This window comes from Pseudomonas sp. SDO5271_S396, assembly GCF_054071795.1.
In genome coordinates, this window is sequence record NZ_JBSVWB010000007.1 from 116252 (window position 1) to 142916 (window position 26665).

Below are 26665 nucleotides of genomic sequence, written 5' to 3' on the forward strand. Positions count from 1 at the left end.
GCGTTTCTGGAGTAGCCTGAGGCTATTCATCCTGTGCACGGAGTGTCGGCCCATGTCGTTTGCGGTAATTCAAATGGTCAGCCAGAGCGATGTGCTGGCCAACCTGGTCCAGGCTCGCCGGCTGCTGGAACAAGCGGCGGCGGGCGGGGCGAAGCTGGCGGTGTTGCCGGAAAACTTCGCGGCCATGGGGCGACGCGATGTGGCCGAAATCGGGCGCGCCGAAGCGCAGGGTGAGGGCCCGATCCTGCCATGGTTGAAACAGACCGCTCGCGACCTCAGCTTGTGGATAGTGGCCGGCACCTTGCCGTTGCCGCCGCAGGGTCAGCCGAACGCCAAGTCCAATGCGTGCTCGCTGTTGATCGATGCGCAGGGCGAAATCGTCGCGCGCTACGACAAGCTTCACCTGTTTGATGTGGACGTGGCCGATGCCCGGGGGCGTTATCGCGAGTCCGATGACTATGCTTTCGGAAGCCATGTGGTGGTGGCGGATACGCCGGTGGGTCGCCTTGGCCTTACGGTGTGCTATGACCTGCGCTTTCCCGAACTGTACAGCGAGTTGCGCGCGGCGGGGGCTGAGCTGATCACCGCGCCCTCGGCCTTTACGGCGGTGACCGGGGCTGCGCACTGGGACGTGCTGATTCGCGCGCGGGCCATCGAGACTCAGTGCTATGTGCTGGCAGCCGCTCAGGGCGGCGTGCATCCGGGGCCACGGGAAACCTTTGGCCATGCGGCGATTGTCGACCCGTGGGGGCGCGTGCTGACGCAACAGGATCAGGGTGAAGCGGTGTTGCTGGCCGAACGCGATAGCAGTGAACAGGCGTCGATACGGGCGCGCATGCCGGTGGCCAACCATCGGCGCTTTTTCTCGCAGGGCGCACAGCGACCTGCTTCGGAACGATGAATTTAAGGCCAAACCTATGAGCGAGTTGTTGTCCTCAGTCAGTGAACACCTCCTGGCGCCCGGTGGCGTGACCATCGAAAGTTTGCAAACCGTGCTGGGCGATCTGGCCGGGCCGGGTATCGACGCGGCCGACCTGTATTTCCAGGGGCAGATCTCCGAGTCCTGGGCCCTGGAAGACGGCATCGTCAAGGAAGGTAGTTTCAACCTCGACCAGGGCGTTGGCGTGCGTGCGCAATCCGGTGAAAAAACCGGCTTTGCCTACAGCAACGCGATCACCCTTGAAGCCCTGGGCGCCGCGGCTCGCGCTGCACGCTCGATTTCGCGTGCTGGCCAGCATGGCACGGTACAGGCGTTCAGTTCCCAGGACGTCGCTCAGTTGTACGCGCCGGATAATCCGCTGGAAGTGATCAGTCGTGCCGAGAAGGTCGAGCTGCTCAAGCGTGTCGATGCGGCCACTCGTGCGCTGGACCCGCGTATCCAGCAGGTCAGCGTGAGTATGGCTGGGGTGTGGGAGCGCATTCTCGTGGCGTCTACCGATGGCGGCCTGGCGGCGGATGTGCGGCCATTGGTGCGTTTCAATGTCAGCGTGATCGTCGAGCAGAACGGTCGCCGCGAGCGTGGCGGCCATGGCGGTGGCGGGCGCACGGATTACCGTTATTTCCTCAGCGAAGACCGCGCCATGGGTTATGCCCGCGAAGCGCTGCGCCAGGCGTTGGTGAACCTGGAAGCCATCCCGGCGCCGGCGGGTACCTTGCCGGTGGTGCTGGGTTCGGGTTGGTCCGGGGTGCTGCTGCATGAGGCCGTCGGCCATGGCCTGGAAGGTGATTTCAACCGTAAGGGCTGCTCGGCCTATAGCGGGCGTATGGGCGAAATGGTTGCGTCCAAGCTGTGCACCATCGTGGATGATGGCACCTTGGCTGGTCGCCGTGGCTCGTTGAGCGTCGATGACGAAGGCACGCCGACCGAGTGCACCACCCTGATCGAAAACGGTGTGCTCAAAGGCTATATGCAAGACAAGCTTAACGCCCGCCTGATGGGCGTGGCACGGACCGGTAACGGTCGTCGTGAGTCCTACGCGCACCTGCCGATGCCGCGCATGACCAACACTTACATGCTGGGCGGCGAAAGCGACCCGGCGGAAATCATCGCCTCGGTGAAGCGCGGCATCTACTGTGCCAACCTCGGTGGCGGTCAGGTGGATATCACCAGTGGCAAGTTCGTGTTCTCCACCAGCGAAGCGTATCTGATCGAAGACGGCAAGATCACTGCGCCGGTCAAGGGTGCGACGCTGATCGGCAACGGTCCGGAGGCCATGAGCAAGGTGTCGATGGTGGGTAATGACCTGTCGCTGGACAGTGGTGTGGGCACTTGCGGGAAGGATGGGCAGTCGGTGCCGGTGGGCGTCGGTCAGCCAACCTTGAAGATTGATGCGATCACCGTGGGTGGCACGGGCGCGTAAGGCGGGGAGTGCCGGGTGGCGAGGATCGCCACCCGGGGAAGAGGATCAACGCAGGCCGCGTTGAGTCTCGTCCAGCTCACGGATGTACTTGAAGATTTTACGGCTGGTGGCTGGCGCCTTGTTATGCGCCAGTTCGTGCTGGGCCTGACGGATCAGGGAGCGCAGTTGCTGGCGATCTGCGTCCGGGTAGTCCAGTACGAATTTCTCCAGCACGGCGTCATCGCCCGAGATCAGGCGGTCGCGCCAGCGTTCCAGATTGTGGAAGCGCTCGTTGTACTGGCGAGTGGAAGCATCGAGTTGATCGAGCAGGGTCAGGATGGCGTCAGTGTCCTGGTTGCGCATCAGCTTGCCGATGAACGAGATGTGCCGTTTGCGCGCGATATTCGCGGTGTGCTTGGGCGCATCCGCCAGGGCCCGGCGCATTTCGTCGGTCAGTGGCAGTTTTGCAATCAAGTCAGGCTTGAGCGTCGTGAGGCGCTCGCCGAGGTCAACCAGAGCATGCAGCTCACGTTTGACCTGGGATTTGCTTTTCTCCCCATCGAGGGAGTCGTCGTAAGAATCAACCATGGTGGCAGTCCGCAAAGAAACGCCGCCATGATAACCAGTCGGGGGCCGCTTGTCCGGCCCGGTCGCTCGATGGCCTTAACCGAAAGCAGAATTTGAGTGGAGAAAACCATGAGTGCAGCCCAAAGCGTCGGTCCGCAAGCGTTACCGGCCTTGCAGGAACAAGTCGAGCAGATCCTTGCCGAGGCCAAGCGCCAGGGGGCCAGTGCCTGTGAGGTGGCGGTATCGCTGGAGCAGGGGCTGTCGACGTCGGTGCGTCAGCGCGAGGTGGAAACCGTCGAGTTCAACCGTGATCAGGGGTTTGGCATCACCTTGTACGCGGGGCAGCGCAAGGGTTCGGCCAGCACTTCGGCCAGCGGGCCGGAAGCCATTCGCGAGACTGTGGCTGCCGCGTTGGCCATCGCCAAGCACACCTCCGAGGATGAAAGCTCGGGGCTGGCCGACAAAGCGCTGATGGCCAGGGATGTGAAGGATTTCGATCTGTTCCACGCCTGGGACATCACGCCAGAGCAGGCCATCGAGCGCGCGTTGATCTGCGAAGCGGCGGCGTTCGATGCGGATGCCCGCATCAAGAATGCCGATGGCACCACGTTGAGCACACATCAAGGCTGTCGTGTTTACGGCAACAGCCATGGGTTTATTGGCGGGTATGCGTCCACCCGTCACAGTTTGAGCTGCGTGATGATCGCCGAAGCGGATGGCCAGATGCAGCGCGACTATTGGTACGACGTGAACCGCCAGGGCGAATTGCTGGCCGACCCGGTGAGCATTGGCCAACGTGCCGCACAACGTGCCGCCAGCCGGCTGGGCGCGCGCCCGGTACCGACTTGCGAGGTGCCGGTGCTGTTTTCGGCGGAGTTGGCGGGTGGTTTGTTCGGCAGTTTCCTGGGCGCGATTTCCGGCGGCAACCTGTACCGCAAGTCTTCGTTCCTGGAGGGCGCAATCGGGCAGAAGCTGTTTCCCGAATGGCTGACCATCGATGAGCGTCCGCACCTGATGCGCGCAATGGGCAGCGCAGCGTTCGACGGCGATGGGCTGGCGACCTATGCCAAGCCGTTTGTCGAGAAGGGCGAGTTGGTCTCTTATGTGCTTGGCACGTATGCCGGTCGCAAACTCGGCCTGCCGAGCACTGCCAACTCGGGTGGCGTGCACAACTTGTTCGTCACCCATGGCGACGAAGATCAGGCTGCGTTGTTGCGTCGAATGGGGCGTGGTCTGTTGGTGACTGAATTGATGGGGCATGGCCTGAATATGGTGACCGGTGATTACTCACGGGGCGCGGCCGGTTTCTGGGTAGAAAACGGCGAGATTCAATTTGCCGTCCAGGAAGTGACCATTGCCGGCAATATGCGCGACATGTTCAAGCAGATCGTTGCCGTGGGCAATGATCTGGAACTGCGCAGCAATATTCGCACGGGCTCTGTGCTGATCGAGCGGATGACCGTCGCGGGCAGCTAACGCTTTCAGGTCTATCTAAAAAAGGCGCGCCATCTTGTGGATGGCGCGCCTTTTTTTGTGCTCGCGCAACAGAGCGATCAGTCTGGCACCCTTGTTTTGATTCTTAATATCATTTAATAATGAATATCATTACTGGTGAGAGTGGGTCATGAGTTCTGTTCTGCATGAAGATCCTTATCTGGAAAGCTGGCGCTGGATGAGTCGTCAGATTCGCTGCGGGCTCGATCCCAACGAACCTCGCCTGATCGAACACTACCTCAATGAAGGTCGCTACCTGGCGTGCTGCACGGCCACTCATCCGTGGACCATCGCTGAGACCTCATTTCGCCTGTTGCTCGATACCGCCAGCGACATCGCCCTGCCTTGGCATTGGCGCTCCCTGTGCCTGGATCAGGCCTGGCGCCCCCTGCGTGACCTGGAAAAACTCTCCCACTGCGCTTGCCGCCTCAAGCGCTGGCAGTCCTTTGCGTGGCAATTGGCGACCTGCGAATTGTTGCCTTCCCTTTCTGTGTCTGACCTTGTGCAAGGATCCTCCGATGAGTAACACCCGTATCGAACGCGACAGCATGGGCGAACTGCAAGTGCCGGCCGAGGCCTTGTACGGTGCGCAAACCCAGCGCGCGGTGAACAATTTCCCGATCAGTCATCAACGCATGCCGGCGCAGTTCATTCGTGCGCTGATCCTGGCCAAGGCCGCCGCCGCCAAGGTCAACGTCGATCTCAAACAGATCAGCGAAGGGCAGGGCAAGGCCATTGTGGATGCCGCCCAAGGCCTGCTGGAAGGCGATTTCATGCAGCACTTCCCGGTGGATATCTTCCAGACCGGCTCCGGCACCAGTTCCAACATGAACGCTAACGAGGTGATCGCCACTCTGGCCAGCCGTTTGCTCGGTGAGGCGGTGAACCCCAATGATCACGTGAACTGTGGCCAAAGCAGCAACGACATCATTCCCACCACCATCCACGTCAGTGCTGCACTGGTATTGCATGAGCAAACCCTGCCGGCTCTGTTGCACCTGGTACAGGTCATCGAGCGCAAAGCCGAAGAGGTTCACTCGTTCGTCAAGACCGGCCGGACCCACCTGATGGACGCTATGCCCGTACGTATGAGCCAGGTGCTCAACGGCTGGGCACAGCAGCTCAAGGCCAATATCGGTCACCTGCAGGATTTGTTGCCGAGCTTGCAGGCGCTGGCGCAAGGCGGCACGGCGGTCGGCACCGGGATCAATGCGCACCCCGAATTCGCCGCACGCTTCAGCCAGCAGTTGAGCAGCTTGACCGGCGTGCAGTTCATGCCCGGCAAAAATCTTTTCGCACTGATCGGATCTCAGGACACCGCGGTTGCCGTCTCCGGTCAGCTCAAGGCGGTTGCCGTGTCGCTGATGAAAATCGCCAACGATTTGCGCTGGATGAATTCCGGCCCCTTGGCCGGCCTGGGAGAAATCGAGCTGGAAGGTTTGCAGCCTGGTTCTTCGATCATGCCGGGCAAGGTCAACCCGGTGATCCCGGAAGCGACGGCCATGGTTGCGGCTCAAGTCATAGGCAATGACACGGTGATCACCGTCGCCGGTCAATCGGGCAACTTCGAGTTGAACGTGATGTTGCCGATCATTGCCCAGAACCTGCTTGGCAGCCTCGAATTGCTGGCCAACTCCAGTCGCCTGCTGGCCGACAAGGCGATCAGCAGCTTCAAGGTCAACGAAGCCAAGCTCAAGGAAGCGCTGTCGCGCAACCCGATCCTGGTAACCGCACTCAACCCGATCATTGGTTATCAGAAGGCTGCCGAAATTGCCAAGAAGGCCTATCAGCAAGGCCGCCCGGTGATCGATGTCGCCCTCGAACACACCGACTTGCCGCGCAGCCAACTGGAAGTCCTGCTGGATCCGGAAAAGCTCACGGCCGGCGGCGTGTAATCACCGACTCTGCTTTGGAGGCTCACCATGGAGCACTGGAAACGTACGATCGAACGGGCCAATCGCTGCTTCATGGCGGGCGAGTTGGTCGACGCCCGCGAGGCCTATCTGCAAGCCTTGGCCCTGGCCCAAGTGTTGTTCGAACGCTGGGCGGATGCCGACGAGGCCGTGGCGGCTTGCGTGATTTCCCATCACAACCTGGCGGACCTGCACCTGCGCCTGAACCAGCCTGAAGAAAGCGCGGAATACCTCTGTGCCATTCATCAACGCTTGTTGCAGGCCATGCAGGACCCGCGCCTGACCCCGCAATTGCGAGAGGCTGCCCTACGCCAGAGCAGCAAGACCTACGTCGAACTGTTGAATTTCATCAGCGATCACGGCGAATACCCCCGTACCCATCGCTTGCTGGGCGGTACTGCGGCGCCATCGCCGGCGTCGACTCGCAACAGCCCTTACTACGGAGCACATTGATATGACTTATACCTTGCCTGCCTTGCCTTACGCCTACGATGCCCTGGAACCGCATATCGATGCGCAGACCATGGAAATCCACTACACCAAACACCATCAGACCTACATCAACAACCTCAATGCCGCCGTCGAGGGCACTGAGTTCGCGGGCTGGCCAGTGGAGAAGCTGGTATCCAGCGTGCAGCAATTGCCGGAAAAACTGCGTGCCGCGGTGATCAATCAGGGCGGTGGCCACGCCAACCATTCGTTGTTCTGGGCGGTAATGTCACCCAAGGGCGGCGGAAAACCCGAGGGACCGCTGGGCAAGGCTATCGATGAACAGCTGGGTGGTTTCGACAGTTTCAAAGAGGCCTTCACCAAGGCCGCACTGACCCGTTTCGGCAGTGGCTGGGCCTGGCTCAGCGTCACACCGCAAAAGACCCTGGTAGTGGAGAGCAGCGGGAACCAGGACAGCCCGCTGATGAACGGCAACACGCCGATCCTCGGTCTGGACGTGTGGGAGCATGCCTACTACCTGCTGTATCAGAACCGCCGTCCGGAATACATCAATGCCTTTTACAGCGTCATCAACTGGCCGGAAGTCTCGGCACGTTATCAGGCTGCCGTGGCCTGACATTCACCTTCTATAACAAGATCTAAGGCCAATTATGGGCACTGAAACACTGGCGATCAGCAGCGGACGAAGGTTTCGTTACGCGTTTGGCTCGCTGCTGCTATTGGCAGGGACTGCATTGCTGGTGGCCCAAGGGCTGGCGTGGCTGAATCTGGAACCGCGCATCCTGCGCGCCTTGCAAGGCGGAGCGATCTGCGCGCTGGGTACGGCGCTGGGCGCGGTGCCTGTGTTGGTAATCCGCCGCATGCCGGTTGCCTTGAGCGATACCTTGCTTGGGTTCGGTGCTGGAGTGATGCTGGCGGCAACCGCATTTTCGCTGATTGTTCCCGGTATTGCTGCGGCAGAAAGGCTGGGGCTTTCGCCTTGGGGGGCCAGCGGTTTGATCAGCTTCGGTATTCTGCTGGGGGCGTTCGGGTTGTACCTGGTCGACCGCAAAGTGTCCGGTGCGAGCCCGGAAATGCTGGTGGGCACCCCGGAAAAACCGGTAATCCCTCCGCGCATCTGGCTGTTCGTGTTTGCCATCGTTGCTCATAACATCCCGGAAGGCATGGCGGTTGGCGTTTCGGCGGGGGGCGGCATGCCCGATGCGGACAGCCTGGCCATGGGGATTGCCTTGCAGGATGTGCCCGAGGGGCTGGTGATTGCTCTAGTGTTGGCAGGAGCGGGAATGTCACGCTTCAAGGCTTTTGTGATTGGCGCGGCATCAGGTCTGGTGGAGCCCCTGTTTGCAGTACTTTGCGCCTGGCTGGTGAGTTTGGCTGAGGTGCTGTTACCACTAGGCCTGGCGCTGGCGGCAGGGGCAATGCTGTTGGTGGTGACTCACGAGGTGATTCCCGAATCCCGGCGCAATGGCCACGAGAAGCTCGCCAGTCTTGGCTTGTGCGTCGGGTTTTGTTTGATGATGGTGATGGATACAGCGTTGAGCTGAAGCCCGCTCCCATGTAGGAGCTGGCTTGCCGGTGATCGATTGTGAGCCCATGTCTGGCTTGAGGGGGCCATGGCCGGCAAGCCGGACGCCTTTATTCGCCTTCGTCGAAGCGGTTATTGATCAGTTCCACCAGCGCGTCCATCGCCTCCTGCTCTTGCTCGCCCTCTGTTTTCAGGTGAATTTTGGTGCCCTTGCCGGCGGCCAGCATCATCATCGCCATGATGCTTTTTCCATCAACCATGGACTCGGGTGTACGTCCAGCGCGGACCTGGCAGGGAAACCGCCCCGCAACACCGACGAACTTCGCCGAGGCGCGGGCGTGCAAACCCAATTTGTTGATGATTTCAATTTCCAGAGCGGGCATCGCGGGGGTGTTCCTTTCAGCTAAGGTCGCGGTGGCGAACCTGGACGTTCTTGAGGGTTTGTTGCAGCACCTGACCAAGACGTTCGGTCAGATAGACGGAGCGATGGTGGCCGCCGGTACAGCCAATGGCAATGGTGACATAGGCGCGGTTGCTCGCGGCAAAACGCGGCAGCCATTTGAGCAGGTAGCTGGAGATATCCTGGAACATCTCCTCGACATCCGGTTGTGCGGCCAAATACTCGGCCACGGGCTGGTCCAACCCCGACTGATCACGCAATTCCGGCTTCCAGTAGGGGTTTGGCAGGCAGCGCACATCGAATACCAGGTCGGCATCCACCGGCATACCACGCTTGAAGCCAAACGACTCGACGAGAAACGCCGTACCCGGCTCTGGCTGGTTCAACAGGCGCAGCTTGATGGCGTCGCGTAGCTGATACAGGTTGAGATCGGTGGTGTTTATCTTGAGGTCGGCGAGATCGATGATCGGGCCGAGCAGCTTGCTCTCGTCCTCGATGGCTTCGGCCAGAGAGCGGTGCGGGCTGCTGAGGGGATGGCGCCGCCGGGTTTCGGAAAAACGCTTCAGGAGCGTTTCTTCGTCGGCGTCCAGATAGAGCACGTCACACTGAATGTGCTTGGCACGTACTTCTTCGAGTAATTGCGGGAATCGATCCAAATGGCTGGGCAGGTTGCGCGCATCAATCGAGACGGCCACCAGGGGCTGCGACAATTCGGTGTGAATCAATGCACGCTCTGCCAACTCCGGCAGCAGGCCGGCCGGCAAATTGTCGATGCAATAGAAACCGTTGTCCTCAAGAACGTTGAGGGCGGTACTTTTACCCGAGCCGGAGCGGCCGCTGACGATGATCAAACGCATGATTACTGCCCGTTTTGTTCATCCAGAACAACCTGATAAAGCGCTTCATTGCTGCTGGCGCTGCGCAGTTTGTCGCGTACTTCCTTGCGGTCGAGCATGCTGGCGATCTGCCGAAGCAGTTCAAGGTGCGCATCGGTGGCGGCTTGCGGGACCAGCAGAACGAACAGCAGGTCGACCGGGGCGCCGTCGATGGCGTCGAAATCGATAGGGGCTTCCAGGTGCAGCAGGGCGCTGACCGGGGTCTCACAGCCTTTGAGGCGGCAGTGAGGAATGGCGATGCCGTTACCAAAACCCGTGGAACCGAGTTTTTCACGGGCAATCAGCGCGTCGAACACGTCCTGCATCTCCAGATCCGGCACTTCGCGCGCGATCAGGTTGGCAATTTGTTCGAGGGCTTTCTTTTTACTGCCGCCCGGCACGTTCACGAGGGAACGGCCGGGGGTCAGGATGGTTTCAAGTCGAATCATGGGTGGGGAGTGTTAGCGGCCAGTGCCCTGAAGAAGGCTCTGCTGCTTTTCCTTATGCTTTTTGAGTTGGCGATCGAGCTTATCAGTCAACGCATCGATCGATGCATACATGTCTTCATGCTCGGCGTTGGCGACGACCTCGCCACCAGGAATCTGTAGAGTCGCTTCGATTTTCTGCTGAAGCTTGTCGACCTTCATGATCACCTGCACATTGGTGATCTTGTCAAAATGACCCTCAAGCCGTTTCAGCTTCTGCTCGACATAGTCGCGCAGTGGAGGGGTGACTTCTACATGGTGTCCACTGATGTTGACTTGCATACAGCTTCTCCTTCGTTGCCAGTGCATAACGCAGCAGGCCGGGGTGCCTGCCACTGGGCTGTATCCTGAAACCGCCTGAGCGACTTTAGAACACACCCCGAACGCTGTGGCCCGCCCGTCACATCAAACGCTTACGCTCGCTGGAAGGCGCGATCCCAAGGGATTCGCGGTACTTGGCGACGGTTCGACGGGCGACCTGAATGCCTTGTGCCTCCAGTAAACCAGCGATCTTACTGTCACTCAATGGCTTTTTCTGATTTTCCGCCGCAACCAGTTTTTTGATGATTGCGCGAATCGCCGTGGACGAGCATTCGCCGCCTTCGGAGGTGCTGACGTGGCTGGAGAAAAAGTATTTCAGTTCATAAATACCCCGCGGGGTATGCATGAATTTTTGTGTGGTTACCCGGGAAATCGTCGACTCGTGCATGCCTACCGCTTCGGCGATGTCATGCAGAACCAGAGGTTTCATGGCTTCGTCGCCGTATTCCAGGAAACCACGCTGGTGCTCGACGATCTGGGTAGCCACCTTCATCAGGGTTTCGTTGCGACTCTGCAGGCTCTTGATGAACCAGCGGGCCTCCTGCAACTGGTTACGCATGAAGGTGTTGTCGGCGCTGGTGTCAGCCCTGCGCACGAAGCCGGCGTATTGCGGGTTGACCCGCAGGCGAGGTACCGACTCCTGGTTCAGCTCCACCAGCCAGCGTTCATTGTCCTTGCGCACGATCACGTCGGGGACGACGTACTCGGCTTCGCTTGACTCGATTTGTGAGCCCGGGCGCGGGTTGAGGCTCTGCACCAGCTCGATGACCTGGCGCAGGTCGTCTTCCTTGAGCTTCATGCGGCGCATCAGTTGGCTGTAATCGCGGCTGCCGAGCAAATCGATGTAGTCGGTGACCAGGCGCTGGGCTTCGGCAAGCCAGGGGGTCTTGGCAGGCAATTGGCGCAGTTGCAGCAGCAGGCATTCACTCAGGGTGCGAGCGCCAATGCCGGCAGGTTCGAATTGCTGGATTCGGTGCAGAACCGCTTCGATTTCGTCCAGCTCGATGTCCAGCTCCGGGTCGAACGCCTCGAGGATCTCCTCTAGGGTCTCGTCCAGGTAGCCCTGGTTGTTGATGCAATCGATGAGTGTCACGGCGATCAGGCGATCGGTGTCCGACATCGGGGCCAGGTTGAGTTGCCACAGAAGGTGGCTTTGCAGGCTCTCGCCGGCGGACGTGCGGGTGGTGAAGTCCCACTCGTCATCGTCATTGCTCGGCAAGCTGCTGGCGCTGGTCTGGTAAACGTCTTCCCAGGCGGTGTCCACGGGAAGTTCGTTGGGGATGCGTTCGTTCCATTCGCCGTCCTCCAGGTTGTCTACCGTCGGGGCGGTTTCCTGATAGGAGGGTTCCTGAACGTCGGAATTGGGTTTTTGCTCGATGTTGTCGGCCAGCGGATCTGCATTGTCGAAGTCGTCGCCTTCTTCCTGGCGCTCGAGCATCGGATTGGACTCCAGGGCTTCCTGGATTTCCTGTTGCAGGTCCAGTGTCGACAATTGGAGCAGGCGGATGGCCTGTTGCAGCTGCGGTGTCATCGTCAGCTGCTGGCCCATTCTCAGGACTAGCGATGGTTTCATGGCAGGGGCTTAACACCTTATTCGCCGGCGCAACGCGCCATCCACGACAGGGCGCGTGAGCGCCAAACATAAGCAAATTATATGCCTGATATCGGGGGATTTGCCTAGAGCGCGGTAACAATAAAAATCCGAAGCTTCTTATTGATTTCCGCGCAGGATGACAAATGGCCTGACACCATGTGTGTTTACAGGCGGAACTCGTGACCCAGGTACACTTCCTTGACCAGTTCGTTGGCCAGAATGGTGTCGGAGTCACCTTCGGCGATCAGTTGCCCATCATTGACGATATAGGCGGTTTCGCAGATGTCGAGTGTTTCACGGACGTTGTGGTCGGTGATCAATACACCGATACCCTTGGCCTTGAGGTGATGGATGATCTGTTTGATATCGCCGACCGAGATCGGGTCGACGCCGGCAAACGGTTCGTCCAGCAGGATAAACTTCGGCGCCGTGGCCAGGGCGCGGGCGATTTCCACGCGACGGCGCTCGCCACCGGACAGGCTCATGCCGAGGTTGTCGCGGATGTGGTTGATGTGGAATTCCTGCAAGAGGTTTTCCAGCTCCTTGCGACGGCCGTCCCGGTCCAGTTCCTTGCGGGTTTCAAGGATGGCCATGATGTTGTCGGAAACCGACAGCTTGCGGAAGATCGACGCTTCTTGCGGAAGATAGCCAATGCCGGCTCGGGCGCGACCGTGCATGGGCTGGTGGCTGACGTCCAGGTCGTCGATCAGTACACGGCCCTGATCGGCCTGGACCAGGCCCACGATCATGTAGAAGCAGGTGGTCTTGCCGGCACCGTTGGGGCCGAGCAAGCCGACGATCTGGCCGCTGTCGATGGACAGGCTGACGTCGCGAACGACCTGACGGCTTTTATAGGCCTTGGCCAGATGCTGGGCTTTCAGGGTTGCCATTACTCGGCCTTCTTCTTCGGCTGGATAACCATATCGATACGTGGACGTGGCGCGGTGACCTTGTTGCCATTGGCGCGACCGGCATTGGCGACCTGTTTCACGGTGTCATAAGTGATCTTTTCGCCCTCGGTGGAGTTGCCATCGGGGCTGAGCACTTTTGCCTGGTCGATCAGGACGATACGATTTTGCTGGGCGTGATACTGGATGGTCTTGCCGTAGCCTTTCATCGGGCCGGTATCGGCAGGTGCCTGCTTCTGCTCGAAGTAGGCCAGGTTGCCCACGGAGGTGACTACGTCGATATCGCCTGCAGCGGTGCGGGTGAGGGTCACCGTGTTGCCGGTGATCTTCATCGAGCCCTGGGTGATGATCACGCCGCCGGTGTAGGTCGCGACGCCTTGCTTGTCATCCAGCTGTGCTTCGTCAGCCTGGATGCGGATCGGTTGCTGGCTATCGTTCGGCAGAGCCCAGGCGCTCACGCTTCCCAGTGCTGCGCCCAGACCGAGCAAAATAGGGAGAGTTTTAACGAGCCTCATACTGTCCTCTTACGTTCGATAGCAGGTGTATCCTGCTTTCTTTCAAATACGCTTTCATTCCCTTGCCAGTCGATACGCCGCCAGCGCCGTCGATTCTAACGTCTTGCTCGGTCTGCGCATATTGCTTCTGCGGGAATACGGTCATGCGACTGCTGGTAATCACGGTGTCACGGTTTTTCGCATCGGTGCGCGCAACGCGCACCGAATCGATCAGTTCGACCTGGGTGCCATCCGGGTTGACCTCGCCACGCTTGCTGGTGACGTGCCATGGAAATTCGGTACCGCGGTAGATATTCATGTCCGGGTTGGTCAGCAAGGTCACTTCGGTGGCCTTGAGGTGCTCGACCTTGTCCGACGTCATCTCGTACTGCACCTTGCCGTCGGGCAGGAACTGCACGCTCCTGGCATTGATGGCGTAATAGTCGATAGCACCTTCGTCCACCTGCGCCGCAGGCTGGTCGAGAAAGCGCTCCGGGCTGATATTCCAGTAGCCCACCGCGAGGAACAGCGCGGCGATAGCCCCGAAAAGCAGGAAGTTGCGAATCTTTTTGCTCAGCATAAAACGCTCTATAGGTAGGCGGCGTGTGCCGCTTCAAGGCTGCCCTGGGCTCGCAGAATCAACTCGCAGAACTCGCGGGCTGCGCCTTCGCCGCCACGGGCCGTGGTGATGCCGTGGGCGTGTTCGCGAACGAACGCCGCCGCATTCGCGACCGCCATGCCCAGGCCGACCCGGCGAATCACCGGCAGGTCAGGCAAGTCATCACCCAGATAGGCGACTTGCTCATAGCTTAGGTTGAGTTGGCCAAGAAGCTCGTCCAGCACCACCAGTTTATCCTCGCGGCCCTGATACAGGTGAGGAATCCCCAGGTTTTGTGCACGGCGTTCCACAACGGGGGTTTTGCGACCACTGATTATGGCTGTTTGCACGCCGGCGGCCATCAGCATCTTGATGCCCTGGCCGTCGAGGGTGTTGAAAGTCTTGAACTCGCTGCCGTCTTCAAGGAAGTACAAGCGGCCATCGGTCAGCACGCCGTCCACGTCAAAAATCGCCAGCTTGATGTTTTTACCGCGTTGCAGCAGGTCGCCACTCATTTACATCACTCCCGCACGCAGCAAGTCGTGCATGTTCAGGGCGCCGATCGGGCGGTCGTCGGCATCGACAACCACCAGTGCGCCGATCTTGTGGTCTTCCATGATCTTCAGCGCTTCGGCTGCGAGCATTTCGGGGCGTGCGGTCTTGCCGTGCGGAGTCATCACTGCGTCGATGGTCGCGGTGTGTATATCGATAGTGCGGTCCAGGGTGCGGCGCAAGTCGCCGTCGGTGAACACCCCGGCCAGGCGCCCGTCGGACTCCAGAATCACGGTCATGCCCAGGCCCTTGCGGGTCATTTCCATTAGCGCGTCCTTCAGCAGTGTGCCGCGCTGGACGTGAGGCAATTCATCGCCTGCATGCATGACATTTTCCACTTTCAGCAGCAGGCGACGGCCCAGAGCACCGCCCGGGTGGGAAAACGCGAAGTCCTCGGCGGTAAAACCACGCGCTTCCAGCAAGGCCACGGCCAAGGCATCCCCCATGACCAGAGCGGCTGTGGTGGAGGAGGTCGGTGCCAGGTTCAGCGGGCAGGCCTCGTGGGCGACGTGAACGTTCAGGTTCACTTCGGCGGCCTTGGCCAGCGTCGATTCCGGGTTGCCGGTGAGGCTGATCATCTTGATGCCCAGGCGCTTGATCAGTGGCAGCAGGGTCACGATTTCGTTGGTGGTGCCGGAGTTGGACAGCGCCAGGATGATGTCTTCCTTGGCGATCATGCCCATGTCGCCGTGGCTCGCTTCGGCCGGATGCACAAAAAAAGCGGTGGTCCCGGTGCTTGCCAGTGTGGCTGCGATCTTGTTGCCGACGTGGCCGGACTTGCCCATGCCGACGACGACAACACGGCCTTTGCTGGCCAGAATCATCTCGCAGGCGCGTACGAAATCCGCGTCGATATGGGCCAGCAGGCCCTCTACGGCTTCAAGCTCGAGACGGATGGTGCGTTGCGCGGATTGGATAAGGTCGCTGGATTGGCTCATGTCTGGAATCGTATAGCCTGACGAAAAGTCGGCGATTATAGCGGTAATGATCAATTCCCTCACGCAAGTTCGTCAGGCTTTATTCGCAAGATGTCCGAGATTCTTTCTTCCGGTAACACAGTCAGCAATGTTTTTACCTGTCTTGAACATGAACAAGCGCTGTTCCGGCCTTGGGCGCCTCGTATCAGCGGTGATATAGTTCGCGGCCAGTCGGTCCGCCCAGTCCACGTGGCTATCTATTGCGCATCCGTTGCAAACGTTTGTCGCAAACGTGGTGTCTGAGTGAGAGGCTGCATCCCAAGGAGTTTAGATGAGTGCCGATAACGCCTACGCGGTCGAGCTGAAGGGACTGACCTTCAAGCGCGGGACGCGCAGCATCTTCAATAATGTCGATATTCGCATTCCCCGCGGCAAGGTCACGGGCATCATGGGGCCTTCCGGTTGCGGCAAGACCACCCTGTTGCGCCTGATGGGCATGCAATTGCGGCCCAGCGCCGGCGAAGTGTGGGTCAATGGCCAGAACCTGCCGACACTGTCGCGCAGCGATCTGTTCGACGCGCGCAAGCATATGGGCGTGCTGTTCCAGAGTGGTGCGCTGTTCACCGACCTCGACGTGTTCGAGAACGTGGCCTTCCCTCTGCGGGTGCATACCCAGCTGTCCGATGAAATGATTCGTGACATTGTGTTGCTGAAACTGCAGGCCGTAGGTCTTCGCGGTGCCATCGACCTGATGCCCGATGAGCTCTCCGGCGGCATGAAGCGCCGCGTTGCGCTGGCACGAGCTATCGCCCTCGATCCTCAGATCCTCATGTATGACGAACCCTTCGTCGGTCAGGATCCTATCGCCATGGGCGTATTGGTGCGCCTGATCCGCCTGCTCAACGACGCGCTGGGGATTACCAGTATTGTGGTCTCCCATGACCTGGCTGAAACGGCCAGCATTGCGGACTACCTTTATGTCGTGGGTGATGGTCAGGTATTGGGGCAGGGCACGCCTGAAGAACTGATGAACGCCGACAACCCGCGTATTCGCCAATTCATGACCGGCGACCCCGACGGCCCAGTGCCCTTTCATTTTCCGGCAGCGGATTACCGCTCAGACCTTCTGGGGAAGCGCTGATGCGCAAGACATCTCTTGTCGAGAAGGTTCGCCTTTTCGGTCGCTCCGGCATCGACGTCGTCGAATCGCTGGGCCGCTCCACCATTTTCCTGTTTCATGCCTTGCTCGGCCGTGGCGCCATAGGGGGCGGTTTCGGCTTGCTGATCAAGCAGCTGCACTCGGTGGGAGTGATGTCCCTGGTGATCATCGTGGTCTCCGGGATTTTCATCGGCATGGTGCTGGCGCTGCAGGGGTTCAATATCCTCTCCGGCTACGGTTCGGAGCAGGCGGTCGGGCAACTGGTTTCCCTGACGCTGCTGCGCGAGCTTGGGCCGGTGGTAACTGCACTGTTGTTCGCCGGGCGTGCAGGTTCTGCGCTGACCGCCGAAATCGGCAACATGAAGTCCACCGAGCAATTGTCCAGCCTCGAAATGATCGGTGTGGACCCGCTCAAATACATTATTGCCCCGCGCTTGTGGGCCGGCTTCATTTCCCTGCCGCTGCTGGCGATGATCTTCAGCGTGGTGGGCATCTGGGGCGGTTCGTGGGTGGCTGTGGACTGGCTGGGTGTCTACGACGGTTCCTATTGGGCAAACATGCAGAACAGCGTGACCTTCACGGGCGACGTACTCAACGGGATCATCAAGAGCATGGTCTTTGCCTTTGTAGTGACCTGGATCGCCGTATTCCAAGGCTACGACTGTGAGCCCACTTCAGAAGGGATCAGTCGCGCCACCACCAAGACCGTCGTGTATGCCTCGCTGGCGATACTGGGCCTTGACTTCATTTTGACCGCCTTGATGTTTGGAGATTTCTGATGCAAAACCGCACTGTGGAAATCGGTGTCGGCCTTTTCTTGCTGGCTGGCATCCTGGCTTTATTGTTGCTGGCCCTGCGGGTCAGTGGTCTTTCGGCCAGCCCCACCGCCGATACTTATAAACTTTACGCATACTTCGACAATATCGCCGGTTTGACTGTCAGAGCTAAAGTGACCATGGCCGGTGTCACTATCGGCAAGGTCACGGCAATCGATCTGGATCGCGACAGCTTCACGGGTCGAGTGACGATGCAAGTGGACAAGAAGGTGAATAATCTGCCGACCGATTCCACTGCATCTATCCTCACTGCTGGGTTGCTGGGCGAGAAGTACATCGGTGTCAGTGTGGGCGGGGAAACGGCCCTGCTGAAGGATGGCTCGACCATTCACGACACGCAGTCGTCGCTGGTGCTTGAAGACCTGATCGGAAAATTTTTGCTCAATACGGTCAATAAAGACGCCAAATGAGGAATCTGTTCATGATCTCTACCCTGCGACGTGGCCTGCTGGTATTGCTTGCAGCGCTGCCGCTGATGGCCAGCGCGGCGGATTCTGCGCACGATCTGGTGCAGGACACGACCAACAAGATGTTGTCTGACCTGACTGCCAACAAAGAGCAATACAAGCAAGACCCAAGCAAGTTCTACGATGCGCTCAACACCATCGTGGGTCCTGTGGTGGATGCCGAAGGCATTTCGCGCAGCATCATGACAGTCAAGTATTCGCGCAAGGCGACGCCTGAGCAGATGCAGCGCTTCCAGGAAAACTTCAAGCGTGGTCTGTTCCAGTTCTATGGCAACGCTTTGCTCGAGTACAACAATCAGGGCATTACCGTTGATCCGGCCAAGGACGAATCGGGCGACCGCACCAGCGTGGGCATGACCGTCAAGGGCAACAATGGCGCGGTCTACCCGGTGCAGTACACCCTGGAGAAGGTCAACGGCGAGTGGAAGCTGCGTAACGTGATCATCAATGGCATCAATATCGGCAAGCTGTTCCGTGACCAGTTCGCCGACGCCATGCAGCGCAATGGCAACGACCTGGACAAAACCATCAATGGTTGGGCCGGTGAAGTGGCCAAGGCCAAGGAAGAAACCGACAAAGCTGCCGGGAAGCCTGCGCAATGACCGAATCGGCCGTTCGTTTGGGTGACGCCGGCGAGCTGTTCATCAGTGGTGTGCTCGATTACCGCACCGGGCCTGACCTGCGCAAGCAGGGCCAGGCACTGATCAAGTCCAGCGCGGCGCCCGCATTGGTGCTGGATTGCTCAGGTGTGACCAAATCCAGCAGTGTCGGTCTGTCCTTGTTGCTGTGTTTCATGCGTGATGCCGAGGCGGCCAAAAAACCGGTGAGCATCCGTGCGCTGCCTGAAGACATGCGTGAAATTGCCGAGGTTTCCGGCCTGACTGAGTTGTTGGTCCATCCTTAGTACGCATTTATGATCAAGCCCCCCGTCAGAGTCCTGCTATGCGGGGTTCGCAGGCGCGGGGCTTTTTTGTATGATGTGCGACCCGTGCGCACTGGGCGCCGATAGAGGTTGAGCATGCAGGCCCTAGAAGTTAAGAGCTTCCTTGAAGGAAAGCTGCCGGAAACGAACGTTGAAGTTGAAGGCGAAGGCTGCAACTTCCAGCTGAACGTGATTAGCGATGAACTGGCGGCATTGAGCCCGGTCAAGCGTCAGCAGCAGGTCTATGCCCATTTGAACCCATGGATCACCGATGGCAGCATCCATGCGGTCACTATGAAATTTTTCAGTCGCGCGGCCTGGGCCGAGCGTACCTGAGCCCCCAAGGCGTCGAGATTCTTATGGATAAATTGATTATTACCGGCGGTGCCCGCCTTGACGGCGAGATCCGCATTTCCGGTGCAAAAAACTCCGCCTTGCCTATCCTGGCAGCGACCCTGCTGTGCGATGGCCCGGTCACGGTAGCCAACCTGCCGCACCTGCACGACATCACCACCATGATCGAGCTGTTCGGTCGCATGGGCATCGAGCCGGTGATTGACGAGAAACTGGCCGTCGAAATCGACCCACGCACCATCAAGACCCTGGTCGCGCCGTACGAGTTGGTGAAGACCATGCGTGCGTCGATTCTGGTGCTGGGCCCGATGGTTGCCCGTTTTGGCGAGGCTGAAGTAGCCCTGCCGGGTGGGTGTGCCATCGGTTCGCGTCCGGTGGACTTGCACATTCGTGGCCTTGAAGCCATGGGTGCGGTCATCGACGTCGAAGGTGGCTACATCAAGGCCAAGGCGCCGGAAGGCGGCCTGCGTGGCGCGAACTTCTTCTTTGATACCGTCAGCGTGACTGGTACCGAGAACATCATGATGGCCGCTGCCTTGGCCAATGGCCGCAGCGTGCTGCAGAACGCTGCCCGCGAGCCGGAAGTGGTCGACTTGGCCAACTTCCTGATCGCCATGGGCGCCAACATCAGCGGCGCCGGTACCGACACCATCACCATCGAAGGTGTGAAGCGCCTGCACTCGGCCACCTACAAAGTGATGCCGGACCGCATCGAGACTGGTACCTACCTGGTTGCCGCTGCCGTGACCGGTGGCCGCGTCAAGGTCAAGGACACCGATCCGACCATTCTGGAAGCGGTCCTGGAAAAACTGCGCGAGGCAGGTGCCGAAATCACCACGGGTGAAGACTGGATCGAGCTGAACATGCACGGCAAGCGCCCCAAGGCCGTCAACGTGCGTACCGCTCCATACCCGGCGTTCCCGACCGACATGCAGGCGCAGTTCATCTCCTTGAACGCCATTGCCGAAGGCACCGGTGCCGTGATCGAAACCATCTTCGAAAACCGCTTCATGCACGTGTACGAATTGCACCGCATGGGCGCGAAGATCCAGGTTGAAGGCAACACCGCGATCGTCACGGGTACCGACAAGCTCAAAGGCGCGCCAGTAATGGCCACCGACCTGCGCGCTTCTGCCAGCCTGGTTATCTCGGCACTGATCGCCGATGGCGATACCCTGATCGACCGCATCTACCACATCGACCGTGGGTACGAGTGCATCGAAGAAAAACTGCAGATGCTCGGCGCAAAAATCCGCCGCGTACCGGGTTAGTCCCGCTGCTATAAACACCGTCTCTGTGTGAGCGGGCTTCTTGTGGTGAGCGGGCTTGCCCCGCGCTGGGTTGCGTAGCGACCCCAAAAATGGGACTGCTGCGCAGTCCAGCGCTTGGCAAGCCCGCTCACTACAAGTTGAAGAAGCAATATGCTGAATTTGTTTCAAATCGAGGCTGTAATGGCCTCGATCTGTGTCTGGCGCCATTTGCGACCAGACCGCAATAGCCTGATGAAGGACTGACGTTTCCCATGTTGACCATTGCACTGTCCAAGGGCCGCATCCTTGATGACACGTTGCCGCTTCTGGCTGAAGCGGGCATCGTGCCGACCGAGAATCCGGACAAGAGCCGCAAACTGATCATCCCCACGACCCAGGACGACGTCCGTCTGCTGATCGTGCGGGCTACCGACGTGCCGACCTATGTTGAGCATGGTGCGGCCGACCTCGGTGTGGCCGGCAAGGATGTGCTGATGGAATACGGCGGCCAGGGTCTGTACGAGCCGCTGGACCTGCGGATCGCCCTGTGCAAGCTGATGACCGCCGGCCGTGTCGGCGACGTTGAGCCTAAAGGCCGCCTGCGGGTAGCCACCAAGTTCGTCAATGTCGCCAAGCGCTACTACGCCGAGCAAGGTCGTCAGGTCGACATCATCAAGCTCTATGGCTCGATGGAACTGGCGCCGCTGATCGGCCTGGCCGACAAGATCATCGACGTGGTCGACACCGGCAACACCCTGCGTGCCAACGGCCTCGAACCTCAGGAGTTCATTGCCGACATCAGCTCCCGTCTGATCGTCAACAAGGCCTCGATGAAGATGCAACACGCCCGTATCCAGGCGTTGATCGACACCCTGCGCAAGGCAGTGGAGTCGCGACACCGCGGTTGACTCACCCGCGTAGCCGCAAGGCTGCGCCCGTCTATCCGCCTCATAGCCAGAATTCTCAGGTGCCCAAGCGGATCGACTGCTAACGTTCGGCGCCTGAGTCTATTTGCCAATCCTATGAGGCCCCCGCTATGACCACGTCCACTGCCATTGCCCGACTCAACGCTGCCGACCCGGATTTCGCCCGCCATCTGGATCATCTGCTGAGCTGGGAAAGCGTGTCCGACGATTCGGTCAATGGGCGGGTGCTCGACATCATCAAGGCTGTGCGCGAACGCGGTGATGCTGCGCTGGTGGACTTCACCCGCCAGTTCGACGGCCTGGACGTCCAGTCCATGTCCGACCTGATCCTGCCCCGCGAACGCCTGGAGTTGGCGCTTACGCGTATCACAGCGCCGCAGCGTCAGGCCCTGGAAGTGGCGGCGGCGCGAGTGCGCAGTTACCACGAAAAACAGAAACAGGACTCCTGGAGCTACACCGAAGCCGACGGCACCGTGCTGGGGCAGAAGGTCACGCCACTGGATCGCGCCGGCCTGTACGTGCCGGGTGGTAAAGCTTCGTACCCGTCGTCGGTGCTGATGAACGCCATTCCTGCCAAGGTGGCTGGCGTGACCGAAGTGGTCATGGTGGTACCGACACCACGCGGTGAAATCAACGAATTGGTGTTGGCGGCCGCGTGCATCGCCGGCGTGGATCGCGTGTTCACCATTGGCGGCGCCCAGGCCGTTGCGGCCCTGGCCTATGGCACCGAAAGCGTGCCGCAGGTCGACAAGGTGGTCGGGCCGGGCAACATCTATGTGGCCACCGCCAAGCGCCATGTATTCGGCCAGGTCGGTATCGACATGATTGCCGGACCTTCGGAGATTCTGGTGGTATGCGACGGCCAGACCGACCCGGACTGGATCGCCATGGACCTGTTCTCCCAGGCCGAGCATGACGAAGACGCCCAGGCCATCCTGGTCAGCCCGGATGCGGCATTCCTGGAGGCAGTGGCGGCGAGCATCGACAAGCTGCTGCCGACCATGGACCGTGCCGGGATCATCGAAAAGTCGATCAATGGCCGGGGCGCGCTGATTCAAGTGCGCGACATGGAGCAGGCCATCGAAGTGGCCAACCGCATCGCCCCGGAACACCTGGAGCTGTCGGTAGCCGACCCGCAGGCCTGGCTGCCGTCGATTCGTCACGCCGGTGCGATCTTCATGGGACGCCACACCAGCGAGGCCCTGGGTGATTACTGCGCAGGCCCCAACCACGTGCTGCCGACTTCCGGCACCGCGCGTTTCTCTTCGCCGCTGGGCGTGTATGACTTCCAGAAGCGTTCGTCGATCATCTTCTGCTCGCCGCAAGGCGCCTCGGAGCTGGGCAAGACCGCTTCCGTGCTGGCCCGTGGCGAATCGTTGAGCGCCCACGCCCGCAGCGCCGAATACCGCATCCTTGACGACAAGACAGGTAACTGAGACATGAGCAAATTCTGGAGCCCCTTCGTCAAGAACCTGGTGCCTTACGTGCCGGGTGAGCAGCCGAAGCTGACCAAGCTGGTCAAGCTCAACACCAACGAAAACCCGTACGGCCCTTCACCCAGGGCGCTGGAGGCCATGCGTGCCGAGCTGACCGACGACCTGCGTTTGTACTCCGACCCCAACAGCGACCGGCTCAAGCAGGCTGTCGCCACGTACTACGGCGTCGACGCCAGCAAGGTGTTCCTCGGCAACGGTTCCGACGAAGTACTGGCACACATCTTCCACGGGCTGTTTCAGCACGACCTGCCGCTGCTGTTCCCAGATATCAGCTACAGCTTTTATCCGGTTTATTGCGGCCTGTATGGCATTCAGTTTGATGCCGTGCCGCTCGACGAGCAGTTCCAGATTCGCGTCGCCGACTACGCCAGGCCGAACGGCGGGATCATTTTTCCCAACCCCAACGCGCCGACCGGTTGCCTGCTGGCGCTGGACGCGGTGGAGCAGATCCTCAAGGCCAGCCCGGATTCGGTCGTCGTGGTGGATGAGGCGTATATCGACTTCGGCGGCGCAACGGCCATCAGCCTGGTAGACCGCTACCCGAACCTGCTGGTGACCCAGACGCTGTCCAAGTCGCGCTCGCTGGCGGGCCTGCGGGTTGGGCTGGCGGTGGGGCATCCAGACCTTATCGAGGCACTGGAGCGGGTCAAGAACAGTTTCAACTCCTACCCGCTGGATCGCCTGGCGATTGTGGGCGCGGCTGTCGCGTTCGAAGACCAGGCGTATTTCGAGAAAACCTGCCAACAGGTGATCGACAGCCGTGAAAAACTGACCGCCCAGTTGCAGGCCAAAGGCTTCGAGGTGCTGCCGTCGGCAGCCAACTTCATCTTTGCGCGCCACCCACGGCACGACGCCGCTGGCCTGGCGGCCAAATTGCGTGAGCAAGGGGTGATTGTGCGGCACTTCAAGCAGGAACGGATTGCCCAGTTTCTGCGGATCACCATCGGTACGCCGGAGCAGAACCAGGCGCTGGTCGACGGCCTGGGCGAGCTCTAAGCCACGCCGAATAAGCTAAATAATGTGGGAGGGCTTTGTGTGGGAGCGGGCTTGCTCGCGAATACGGCATATCAGTCACGCATCTATCGACTGACACTCCGCTTTCGCGAGCAAGCCCGCTCCCACACAAGCCACCACACTGATTTGCATTGGCCGTTAGATCAACGGCTCATCCGACTTCTTGTTCTTCCAGCCATCATTGCCCGGTAGCAACAGGTTCAAACCAATCGCTACCACCGCGCACAGGGCGATGCCCTTGAGGCCGAAATCGTCCGGGCCGGTGCCAGTGCCGACCAGCACGCCGCCAATCCCGAACACCAGGGTGACCGACACAATCACCAGATTGCGCGCCTCGCCCAGGTCGATCTTGTGACGGATCAGCGTGTTCATGCCAACCGCGGCAATCGAGCCGAACAGCAGGCACAGGATCCCGCCCATCACCGGTACCGGAATGCTTTGCAGCAAAGCGCCGAACTTGCCGATAAAGGCCAGGCTGATGGCAAAGATCGCGGCCCAGGTCATGATCTTCGGGTTGTAGTTCTTGGTCAGCATCACTGCACCGGTCACTTCGGCGTAGGTGGTGTTCGGCGGGCCGCCAAACAGACCGGCTGCCGTGGTGGCGATGCCATCACCCAGCAGGGTGCGATGCAGGCCGGGCTTCTTCAGGTAGTCGCGACCGGTCACGCTACCGACCGCGATCACCCCGCCGATATGCTCGATTGCCGGGGCCAGGGCCACCGGAACGATGAACAGAATCGCCTGCCAGTTGAATTCCGGCGCGGTGAAGTGGGGCAGGGCGAGCCATGGTGCGGCGGCGATCTTCGCCGTATCGACCACGCCAAAGTAGAACGACATGGCAAAACCGACCAGCACGCCGGAAATGATCGGCACCAGGCGGAAAATGCCTTTGCCGAACACGGCCACGACCAGCGTGGTCAACAGTGCCGGCATCGAAATCAGCATGGCGGTCTGGTAGTGGATCAGCTCGCTGCCATCACCGGCCTTGCCCATTGCCATATTGGCGGCAATCGGAGCCATGGCCAGGCCGATGGAGATCACCACCGGCCCGATCACCACGGGCGGCAGCAGCCGGTCGATAAAACCGGTGCCCTTGATCTTCACCGCCAGGCCCAGGAAGGTGTACACGAAACCAGCCGCCATCACCCCGCCCATGGTCGCTGCCAAGCCGAACTGGCCTTTTGCGAGAATGATCGGTGTGATGAACGCAAAGCTCGACGCCAAAAACACCGGCACTTGCCGTCCCGTCACCAGCTGGAACAACAGCGTGCCCAGCCCGGCGGTAAACAGTGCGACGTTTGGATCGAGGCCTGTGATCAACGGCATCAACACCAGCGCGCCAAATGCTACGAAGAGCATTTGTGCGCCAGACAGGATCTGGCGCCAAAGCGGGTCGTTGAATTCATCCTGCATGCTCACGCGTCCTTCTGCTTGGTGCCGAAGATCTTGTCCCCGGCATCGCCCAGGCCCGGGATGATGTAGCCGTGCTCATTCAGGCGCTCATCAATGGATGCGGTGTAGATCTGCACATCCGGATGGGCGTTCTCGACGGCGGCGATGCCTTCGGGGGCAGCGACCAGTACCATGGCGCGGATATCCTTGCAGCCGGCTTTTTTCAGCAGGTCGATCGTGGCAACCATCGAGCTGCCGGTGGCCAGCATCGGATCGATGATCATGGCCAGGCGCTCGTCGATTTCGGGCACGAGTTTTTCCAGGTAGGTATGGGCCTGCAGGGTTTCTTCGTTGCGGGCCACGCCTACGGCGCTGACCTTGGCGCCCGGGATCAGGCTGAGCACGCCTTCGAGCATGCCGATGCCGGCGCGCAGGATCGGCACCACGGTGATTTTCTTGCCGGCGATTTTCTCCACCTGGACGGGACCGGCCCAACCGGGGATCTCGTAGTTTTCCAGGGGCAGATCTTTCGTGGCTTCGTAGGTGAGCAACGCTCCGACTTCCTGAGCAAGCTCACGGAAATTCTTCGTGCTGATGTCGGCACGGCGCATAAGGCCGAGTTTGTGTCGGATCAGCGGGTGGCGGATCTCGCGAGTGGGCATGGGAAAGGCTCCGGCGGCGGGCAAAAAAACCGGCCTAGATTAATCTATCCGAGGGTGTTGTCCTATAGACATCTAGTACGTTAGTCCATTAACGCTTGCCCGGAGCGCGCTAGAAGCGTACCTTCGCCCGCTTTTCTTGCCACCGCACCCCCTTGGAGAGCGCCATGTCCGCTGATCTCGAGCATATCCGTCAAATCATGCGCGAGGCTGACTGCCTGTACACCGAAGCGCAAGTGGAAGAGGCGATCGCCCAGGTTGGCGCGCACATCACTCGCGAAATGGCTGACACCAATCCGGTAGTTTTCTGCGTAATGAACGGTGGGCTGATCTTCGCGGGCAAATTGCTGACTCACCTGCAATTCCCGTTGGAAGCCTCCTACCTGCACGCGACCCGTTATCGCAATGAAACCAGCGGCGGCGACCTGTTCTGGAAAGCCAAGCCGGAAGTTTCGTTCATCGACCGCGACGTGCTGATCATCGACGACATCCTTGATGAAGGTCACACCCTGGGTGCGATCATCGACTTCTGCAAACACGCTGGCGCGCGCAAAGTGCACACCGCTGTGTTGATCGACAAAGACCATGACCGCAAGGCCCGCCCTGACCTCAAGGCTGACTACGTCGGCTTGCCGTGCGTCGATCGTTATATCTTCGGTTACGGCATGGACTACAAAGGCTACTGGCGCAACGCCAATGGGATCTACGCCGTCAAAGGCATGTAACCCGCTTCGGCGCAGGGTGGGCATGCTAGAGTG

32 protein-coding genes are annotated in these 26665 nt (G+C 59.9%); 19 read left to right on the plus strand and 13 right to left on the minus strand.

All coding sequences use genetic code 11. From position 1 onward, the window contains the following. Window positions 1-52 precede the first annotated feature (52 nt). The gene (locus ACW9IN_RS08090) at window positions 53-901 is read left to right on the plus strand and encodes a carbon-nitrogen hydrolase family protein (protein ID WP_457365379.1); all 849 of its coding nucleotides are present in this window, start codon (window positions 53-55) and stop codon (window positions 899-901) included. Between the two features lie 16 nt (window positions 902-917). Beyond that, window positions 918-2360, plus strand: a complete 1443-nt coding sequence (gene tldD / locus ACW9IN_RS08095) for a metalloprotease TldD (protein ID WP_457365380.1) — start codon at window positions 918-920, stop codon at window positions 2358-2360. A 45-nt stretch (window positions 2361-2405) separates the two neighbouring features. Here the strand turns inward: tldD and yjgA are convergent, their stop codons facing one another. Beyond that, a complete protein-coding gene (yjgA, locus tag ACW9IN_RS08100) occupies window positions 2406-2927 on the minus strand; it encodes a ribosome biogenesis factor YjgA (RefSeq protein ID WP_457365381.1) in 522 nt (173 codons plus the stop codon). Window positions 2928-3035: 108 nt separating this feature from the next. Here yjgA and pmbA point away from each other — a divergent pair, with 108 nt between their 5' ends. From pmbA to ACW9IN_RS08130, 6 genes are all read left to right on the plus strand, one after another. Further along, entirely contained in the window at window positions 3036-4382 is a 1347-nt protein-coding gene (pmbA, locus tag ACW9IN_RS08105) for a metalloprotease PmbA (RefSeq protein WP_457365382.1), read from the plus strand. Window positions 4383-4530: 148 nt separating this feature from the next. Continuing rightward, window positions 4531-4926, plus strand: coding sequence for a FagA protein (locus tag ACW9IN_RS08110; RefSeq protein WP_457365383.1), 396 nt, complete (start codon window positions 4531-4533; stop codon window positions 4924-4926). Beyond that, the gene (locus ACW9IN_RS08115; protein WP_457365384.1) at window positions 4919-6295 is read left to right on the plus strand and encodes a class II fumarate hydratase; all 1377 of its coding nucleotides are present in this window, start codon (window positions 4919-4921) and stop codon (window positions 6293-6295) included. The genes ACW9IN_RS08110 and ACW9IN_RS08115 overlap by 8 nt, the downstream gene beginning before the upstream one ends. Before the next feature lie 27 nt (window positions 6296-6322). Continuing rightward, the gene (locus tag ACW9IN_RS08120; RefSeq protein WP_457365385.1) at window positions 6323-6766 is read left to right on the plus strand and encodes a hypothetical protein; all 444 of its coding nucleotides are present in this window, start codon (window positions 6323-6325) and stop codon (window positions 6764-6766) included. A 1-nt stretch (window position 6767) separates the two neighbouring features. Continuing rightward, on the plus strand, window positions 6768-7379 hold the full coding sequence (locus tag ACW9IN_RS08125) for a superoxide dismutase (RefSeq protein ID WP_457365386.1): 612 nt from the start codon (window positions 6768-6770) through the stop codon (window positions 7377-7379). 34 nt (window positions 7380-7413) lie between these two features. Continuing rightward, window positions 7414-8307: a ZIP family metal transporter gene (locus tag ACW9IN_RS08130; RefSeq protein WP_457365387.1), complete on the plus strand. Its 894-nt coding sequence runs from the start codon at window positions 7414-7416 to the stop codon at window positions 8305-8307. 91 nt (window positions 8308-8398) lie between these two features. On the opposite strand, the gene ACW9IN_RS08135 is transcribed toward ACW9IN_RS08130, so the two are convergent. From ACW9IN_RS08135 to ACW9IN_RS08180, 10 genes are all read right to left on the minus strand, one after another. Further along, window positions 8399-8671 carry an HPr family phosphocarrier protein gene (locus ACW9IN_RS08135; RefSeq protein ID WP_457365388.1) on the minus strand — a complete coding sequence of 91 codons (273 nt, stop codon included), beginning with the start codon at window positions 8669-8671 and terminating at the stop codon, window positions 8399-8401. A 16-nt stretch (window positions 8672-8687) separates the two neighbouring features. Further along, window positions 8688-9545, minus strand: a complete 858-nt coding sequence (gene rapZ, locus ACW9IN_RS08140; RefSeq protein WP_457365389.1) for an RNase adapter RapZ — start codon at window positions 9543-9545, stop codon at window positions 8688-8690. A gap of 2 nt (window positions 9546-9547) precedes the next feature. After that, complete coding sequence (gene ptsN, locus ACW9IN_RS08145; protein WP_061435337.1) at window positions 9548-10012, minus strand: PTS IIA-like nitrogen regulatory protein PtsN; 465 nt, start codon at window positions 10010-10012, stop codon at window positions 9548-9550. Between the two features lie 12 nt (window positions 10013-10024). After that, complete coding sequence (hpf, locus tag ACW9IN_RS08150; RefSeq protein WP_105696165.1) at window positions 10025-10330, minus strand: ribosome hibernation-promoting factor, HPF/YfiA family; 306 nt, start codon at window positions 10328-10330, stop codon at window positions 10025-10027. A gap of 118 nt (window positions 10331-10448) precedes the next feature. Beyond that, window positions 10449-11942 carry an RNA polymerase factor sigma-54 gene (locus tag ACW9IN_RS08155; RefSeq protein ID WP_457365390.1) on the minus strand — a complete coding sequence of 498 codons (1494 nt, stop codon included), beginning with the start codon at window positions 11940-11942 and terminating at the stop codon, window positions 10449-10451. Window positions 11943-12127: 185 nt separating this feature from the next. Continuing rightward, entirely contained in the window at window positions 12128-12853 is a 726-nt protein-coding gene (lptB, locus tag ACW9IN_RS08160) for an LPS export ABC transporter ATP-binding protein (RefSeq protein WP_457365391.1), read from the minus strand. Beyond that, entirely contained in the window at window positions 12853-13386 is a 534-nt protein-coding gene (lptA, locus tag ACW9IN_RS08165; protein WP_457365392.1) for a lipopolysaccharide transport periplasmic protein LptA, read from the minus strand. The genes lptB and lptA overlap by 1 nt, the downstream gene beginning before the upstream one ends. Further along, on the minus strand, window positions 13373-13945 hold the full coding sequence (gene lptC, locus ACW9IN_RS08170; protein ID WP_457365393.1) for an LPS export ABC transporter periplasmic protein LptC: 573 nt from the start codon (window positions 13943-13945) through the stop codon (window positions 13373-13375). The genes lptA and lptC overlap by 14 nt, the downstream gene beginning before the upstream one ends. 8 nt (window positions 13946-13953) lie before the next feature. After that, the gene (locus tag ACW9IN_RS08175) at window positions 13954-14478 is read right to left on the minus strand and encodes a KdsC family phosphatase (protein ID WP_457365394.1); all 525 of its coding nucleotides are present in this window, start codon (window positions 14476-14478) and stop codon (window positions 13954-13956) included. Then, window positions 14479-15453 (minus strand): KpsF/GutQ family sugar-phosphate isomerase, encoded by a 975-nt coding sequence (locus tag ACW9IN_RS08180; protein ID WP_457365395.1) that lies wholly within the window; start codon window positions 15451-15453, stop codon window positions 14479-14481. It abuts the gene before it with no gap. Window positions 15454-15763: 310 nt separating this feature from the next. Here ACW9IN_RS08180 and ACW9IN_RS08185 point away from each other — a divergent pair, with 310 nt between their 5' ends. The 10 genes from ACW9IN_RS08185 (at window position 15764) to hisC (ending at window position 23838) form a co-directional block, all read left to right on the plus strand. Further along, window positions 15764-16573, plus strand: a complete 810-nt coding sequence (locus tag ACW9IN_RS08185; RefSeq protein ID WP_003171811.1) for an ATP-binding cassette domain-containing protein — start codon at window positions 15764-15766, stop codon at window positions 16571-16573. Further along, window positions 16573-17370, plus strand: a complete 798-nt coding sequence (gene mlaE / locus ACW9IN_RS08190) for a lipid asymmetry maintenance ABC transporter permease subunit MlaE (RefSeq protein WP_457365396.1) — start codon at window positions 16573-16575, stop codon at window positions 17368-17370. The genes ACW9IN_RS08185 and mlaE overlap by 1 nt, the downstream gene beginning before the upstream one ends. Next, window positions 17370-17837 (plus strand): outer membrane lipid asymmetry maintenance protein MlaD, encoded by a 468-nt coding sequence (gene mlaD, locus ACW9IN_RS08195; protein WP_457365397.1) that lies wholly within the window; start codon window positions 17370-17372, stop codon window positions 17835-17837. Before mlaE ends, mlaD begins: the two co-directional genes overlap by 1 nt. A gap of 11 nt (window positions 17838-17848) precedes the next feature. Next, window positions 17849-18496 (plus strand): MlaC/ttg2D family ABC transporter substrate-binding protein, encoded by a 648-nt coding sequence (locus ACW9IN_RS08200; protein WP_457365398.1) that lies wholly within the window; start codon window positions 17849-17851, stop codon window positions 18494-18496. After that, window positions 18493-18798: an STAS domain-containing protein gene (locus ACW9IN_RS08205; protein ID WP_457365399.1), complete on the plus strand. Its 306-nt coding sequence runs from the start codon at window positions 18493-18495 to the stop codon at window positions 18796-18798. Before ACW9IN_RS08200 ends, ACW9IN_RS08205 begins: the two co-directional genes overlap by 4 nt. 114 nt (window positions 18799-18912) lie before the next feature. Further along, entirely contained in the window at window positions 18913-19152 is a 240-nt protein-coding gene (locus ACW9IN_RS08210; protein ID WP_017845972.1) for a BolA family protein, read from the plus strand. Window positions 19153-19175: 23 nt separating this feature from the next. Beyond that, on the plus strand, window positions 19176-20441 hold the full coding sequence (murA, locus tag ACW9IN_RS08215) for a UDP-N-acetylglucosamine 1-carboxyvinyltransferase (RefSeq protein ID WP_457365400.1): 1266 nt from the start codon (window positions 19176-19178) through the stop codon (window positions 20439-20441). Window positions 20442-20692: 251 nt separating this feature from the next. Further along, window positions 20693-21328, plus strand: coding sequence for an ATP phosphoribosyltransferase (hisG, locus tag ACW9IN_RS08220; RefSeq protein ID WP_010213102.1), 636 nt, complete (start codon window positions 20693-20695; stop codon window positions 21326-21328). Window positions 21329-21456: 128 nt separating this feature from the next. Next, window positions 21457-22782: a histidinol dehydrogenase gene (gene hisD, locus ACW9IN_RS08225; protein ID WP_457365401.1), complete on the plus strand. Its 1326-nt coding sequence runs from the start codon at window positions 21457-21459 to the stop codon at window positions 22780-22782. 3 nt (window positions 22783-22785) lie between these two features. Further along, a complete protein-coding gene (hisC, locus tag ACW9IN_RS08230) occupies window positions 22786-23838 on the plus strand; it encodes a histidinol-phosphate transaminase (RefSeq protein ID WP_457365402.1) in 1053 nt (350 codons plus the stop codon). A 156-nt stretch (window positions 23839-23994) separates the two neighbouring features. On the opposite strand, the gene ACW9IN_RS08235 is transcribed toward hisC, so the two are convergent. Together ACW9IN_RS08235 and upp are read right to left on the minus strand one after the other, a co-directional pair. Continuing rightward, complete coding sequence (locus tag ACW9IN_RS08235; protein ID WP_457365403.1) at window positions 23995-25269, minus strand: uracil-xanthine permease family protein; 1275 nt, start codon at window positions 25267-25269, stop codon at window positions 23995-23997. Between the two features lie 2 nt (window positions 25270-25271). Continuing rightward, complete coding sequence (gene upp / locus ACW9IN_RS08240; protein WP_457365404.1) at window positions 25272-25910, minus strand: uracil phosphoribosyltransferase; 639 nt, start codon at window positions 25908-25910, stop codon at window positions 25272-25274. A 164-nt stretch (window positions 25911-26074) separates the two neighbouring features. Between upp and ACW9IN_RS08245 the strand changes: the two genes are divergently transcribed. Next, entirely contained in the window at window positions 26075-26632 is a 558-nt protein-coding gene (locus ACW9IN_RS08245) for a hypoxanthine-guanine phosphoribosyltransferase (RefSeq protein ID WP_457365405.1), read from the plus strand. Window positions 26633-26665: the final 33 nt, after the last annotated feature.

Excerpts from the sequence above, each read along its gene's own strand:
- ACW9IN_RS08090 (WP_457365379.1), top strand. The coding sequence starts at position 53 with ATGTCGTTTGCGGTAATTCAAATGGTCAGCCAGAGCGATGTGCTGGCC.
- tldD (WP_457365380.1), top strand. The coding sequence starts at position 918 with ATGAGCGAGTTGTTGTCCTCAGTCAGTGAACACCTCCTGGCGCCCGGT.
- yjgA (WP_457365381.1), bottom strand. The coding sequence starts at position 2,927 with ATGGTTGATTCTTACGACGACTCCCTCGATGGGGAGAAAAGCAAATCC.
- pmbA (WP_457365382.1), top strand. The coding sequence starts at position 3,036 with ATGAGTGCAGCCCAAAGCGTCGGTCCGCAAGCGTTACCGGCCTTGCAG.
- ACW9IN_RS08110 (WP_457365383.1), top strand. The coding sequence starts at position 4,531 with ATGAGTTCTGTTCTGCATGAAGATCCTTATCTGGAAAGCTGGCGCTGG.
- ACW9IN_RS08115 (WP_457365384.1), top strand. The coding sequence starts at position 4,919 with ATGAGTAACACCCGTATCGAACGCGACAGCATGGGCGAACTGCAAGTG.
- ACW9IN_RS08120 (WP_457365385.1), top strand. The coding sequence starts at position 6,323 with ATGGAGCACTGGAAACGTACGATCGAACGGGCCAATCGCTGCTTCATG.
- ACW9IN_RS08125 (WP_457365386.1), top strand. The coding sequence starts at position 6,768 with ATGACTTATACCTTGCCTGCCTTGCCTTACGCCTACGATGCCCTGGAA.
- ACW9IN_RS08130 (WP_457365387.1), top strand. The coding sequence starts at position 7,414 with ATGGGCACTGAAACACTGGCGATCAGCAGCGGACGAAGGTTTCGTTAC.
- ACW9IN_RS08135 (WP_457365388.1), bottom strand. The coding sequence starts at position 8,671 with ATGCCCGCTCTGGAAATTGAAATCATCAACAAATTGGGTTTGCACGCC.
- rapZ (WP_457365389.1), bottom strand. The coding sequence starts at position 9,545 with ATGCGTTTGATCATCGTCAGCGGCCGCTCCGGCTCGGGTAAAAGTACC.
- ptsN (WP_061435337.1), bottom strand. The coding sequence starts at position 10,012 with ATGATTCGACTTGAAACCATCCTGACCCCCGGCCGTTCCCTCGTGAAC.
- hpf (WP_105696165.1), bottom strand. The coding sequence starts at position 10,330 with ATGCAAGTCAACATCAGTGGACACCATGTAGAAGTCACCCCTCCACTG.
- ACW9IN_RS08155 (WP_457365390.1), bottom strand. The coding sequence starts at position 11,942 with ATGAAACCATCGCTAGTCCTGAGAATGGGCCAGCAGCTGACGATGACA.
- lptB (WP_457365391.1), bottom strand. The coding sequence starts at position 12,853 with ATGGCAACCCTGAAAGCCCAGCATCTGGCCAAGGCCTATAAAAGCCGT.
- lptA (WP_457365392.1), bottom strand. The coding sequence starts at position 13,386 with ATGAGGCTCGTTAAAACTCTCCCTATTTTGCTCGGTCTGGGCGCAGCA.
- lptC (WP_457365393.1), bottom strand. The coding sequence starts at position 13,945 with ATGCTGAGCAAAAAGATTCGCAACTTCCTGCTTTTCGGGGCTATCGCC.
- ACW9IN_RS08175 (WP_457365394.1), bottom strand. The coding sequence starts at position 14,478 with ATGAGTGGCGACCTGCTGCAACGCGGTAAAAACATCAAGCTGGCGATT.
- ACW9IN_RS08180 (WP_457365395.1), bottom strand. The coding sequence starts at position 15,453 with ATGAGCCAATCCAGCGACCTTATCCAATCCGCGCAACGCACCATCCGT.
- ACW9IN_RS08185 (WP_003171811.1), top strand. The coding sequence starts at position 15,764 with ATGAGTGCCGATAACGCCTACGCGGTCGAGCTGAAGGGACTGACCTTC.
- mlaE (WP_457365396.1), top strand. The coding sequence starts at position 16,573 with ATGCGCAAGACATCTCTTGTCGAGAAGGTTCGCCTTTTCGGTCGCTCC.
- mlaD (WP_457365397.1), top strand. The coding sequence starts at position 17,370 with ATGCAAAACCGCACTGTGGAAATCGGTGTCGGCCTTTTCTTGCTGGCT.
- ACW9IN_RS08200 (WP_457365398.1), top strand. The coding sequence starts at position 17,849 with ATGATCTCTACCCTGCGACGTGGCCTGCTGGTATTGCTTGCAGCGCTG.
- ACW9IN_RS08205 (WP_457365399.1), top strand. The coding sequence starts at position 18,493 with ATGACCGAATCGGCCGTTCGTTTGGGTGACGCCGGCGAGCTGTTCATC.
- ACW9IN_RS08210 (WP_017845972.1), top strand. The coding sequence starts at position 18,913 with ATGCAGGCCCTAGAAGTTAAGAGCTTCCTTGAAGGAAAGCTGCCGGAA.
- murA (WP_457365400.1), top strand. The coding sequence starts at position 19,176 with ATGGATAAATTGATTATTACCGGCGGTGCCCGCCTTGACGGCGAGATC.
- hisG (WP_010213102.1), top strand. The coding sequence starts at position 20,693 with ATGTTGACCATTGCACTGTCCAAGGGCCGCATCCTTGATGACACGTTG.
- hisD (WP_457365401.1), top strand. The coding sequence starts at position 21,457 with ATGACCACGTCCACTGCCATTGCCCGACTCAACGCTGCCGACCCGGAT.
- hisC (WP_457365402.1), top strand. The coding sequence starts at position 22,786 with ATGAGCAAATTCTGGAGCCCCTTCGTCAAGAACCTGGTGCCTTACGTG.
- ACW9IN_RS08235 (WP_457365403.1), bottom strand. The coding sequence starts at position 25,269 with ATGCAGGATGAATTCAACGACCCGCTTTGGCGCCAGATCCTGTCTGGC.
- upp (WP_457365404.1), bottom strand. The coding sequence starts at position 25,910 with ATGCCCACTCGCGAGATCCGCCACCCGCTGATCCGACACAAACTCGGC.
- ACW9IN_RS08245 (WP_457365405.1), top strand. The coding sequence starts at position 26,075 with ATGTCCGCTGATCTCGAGCATATCCGTCAAATCATGCGCGAGGCTGAC.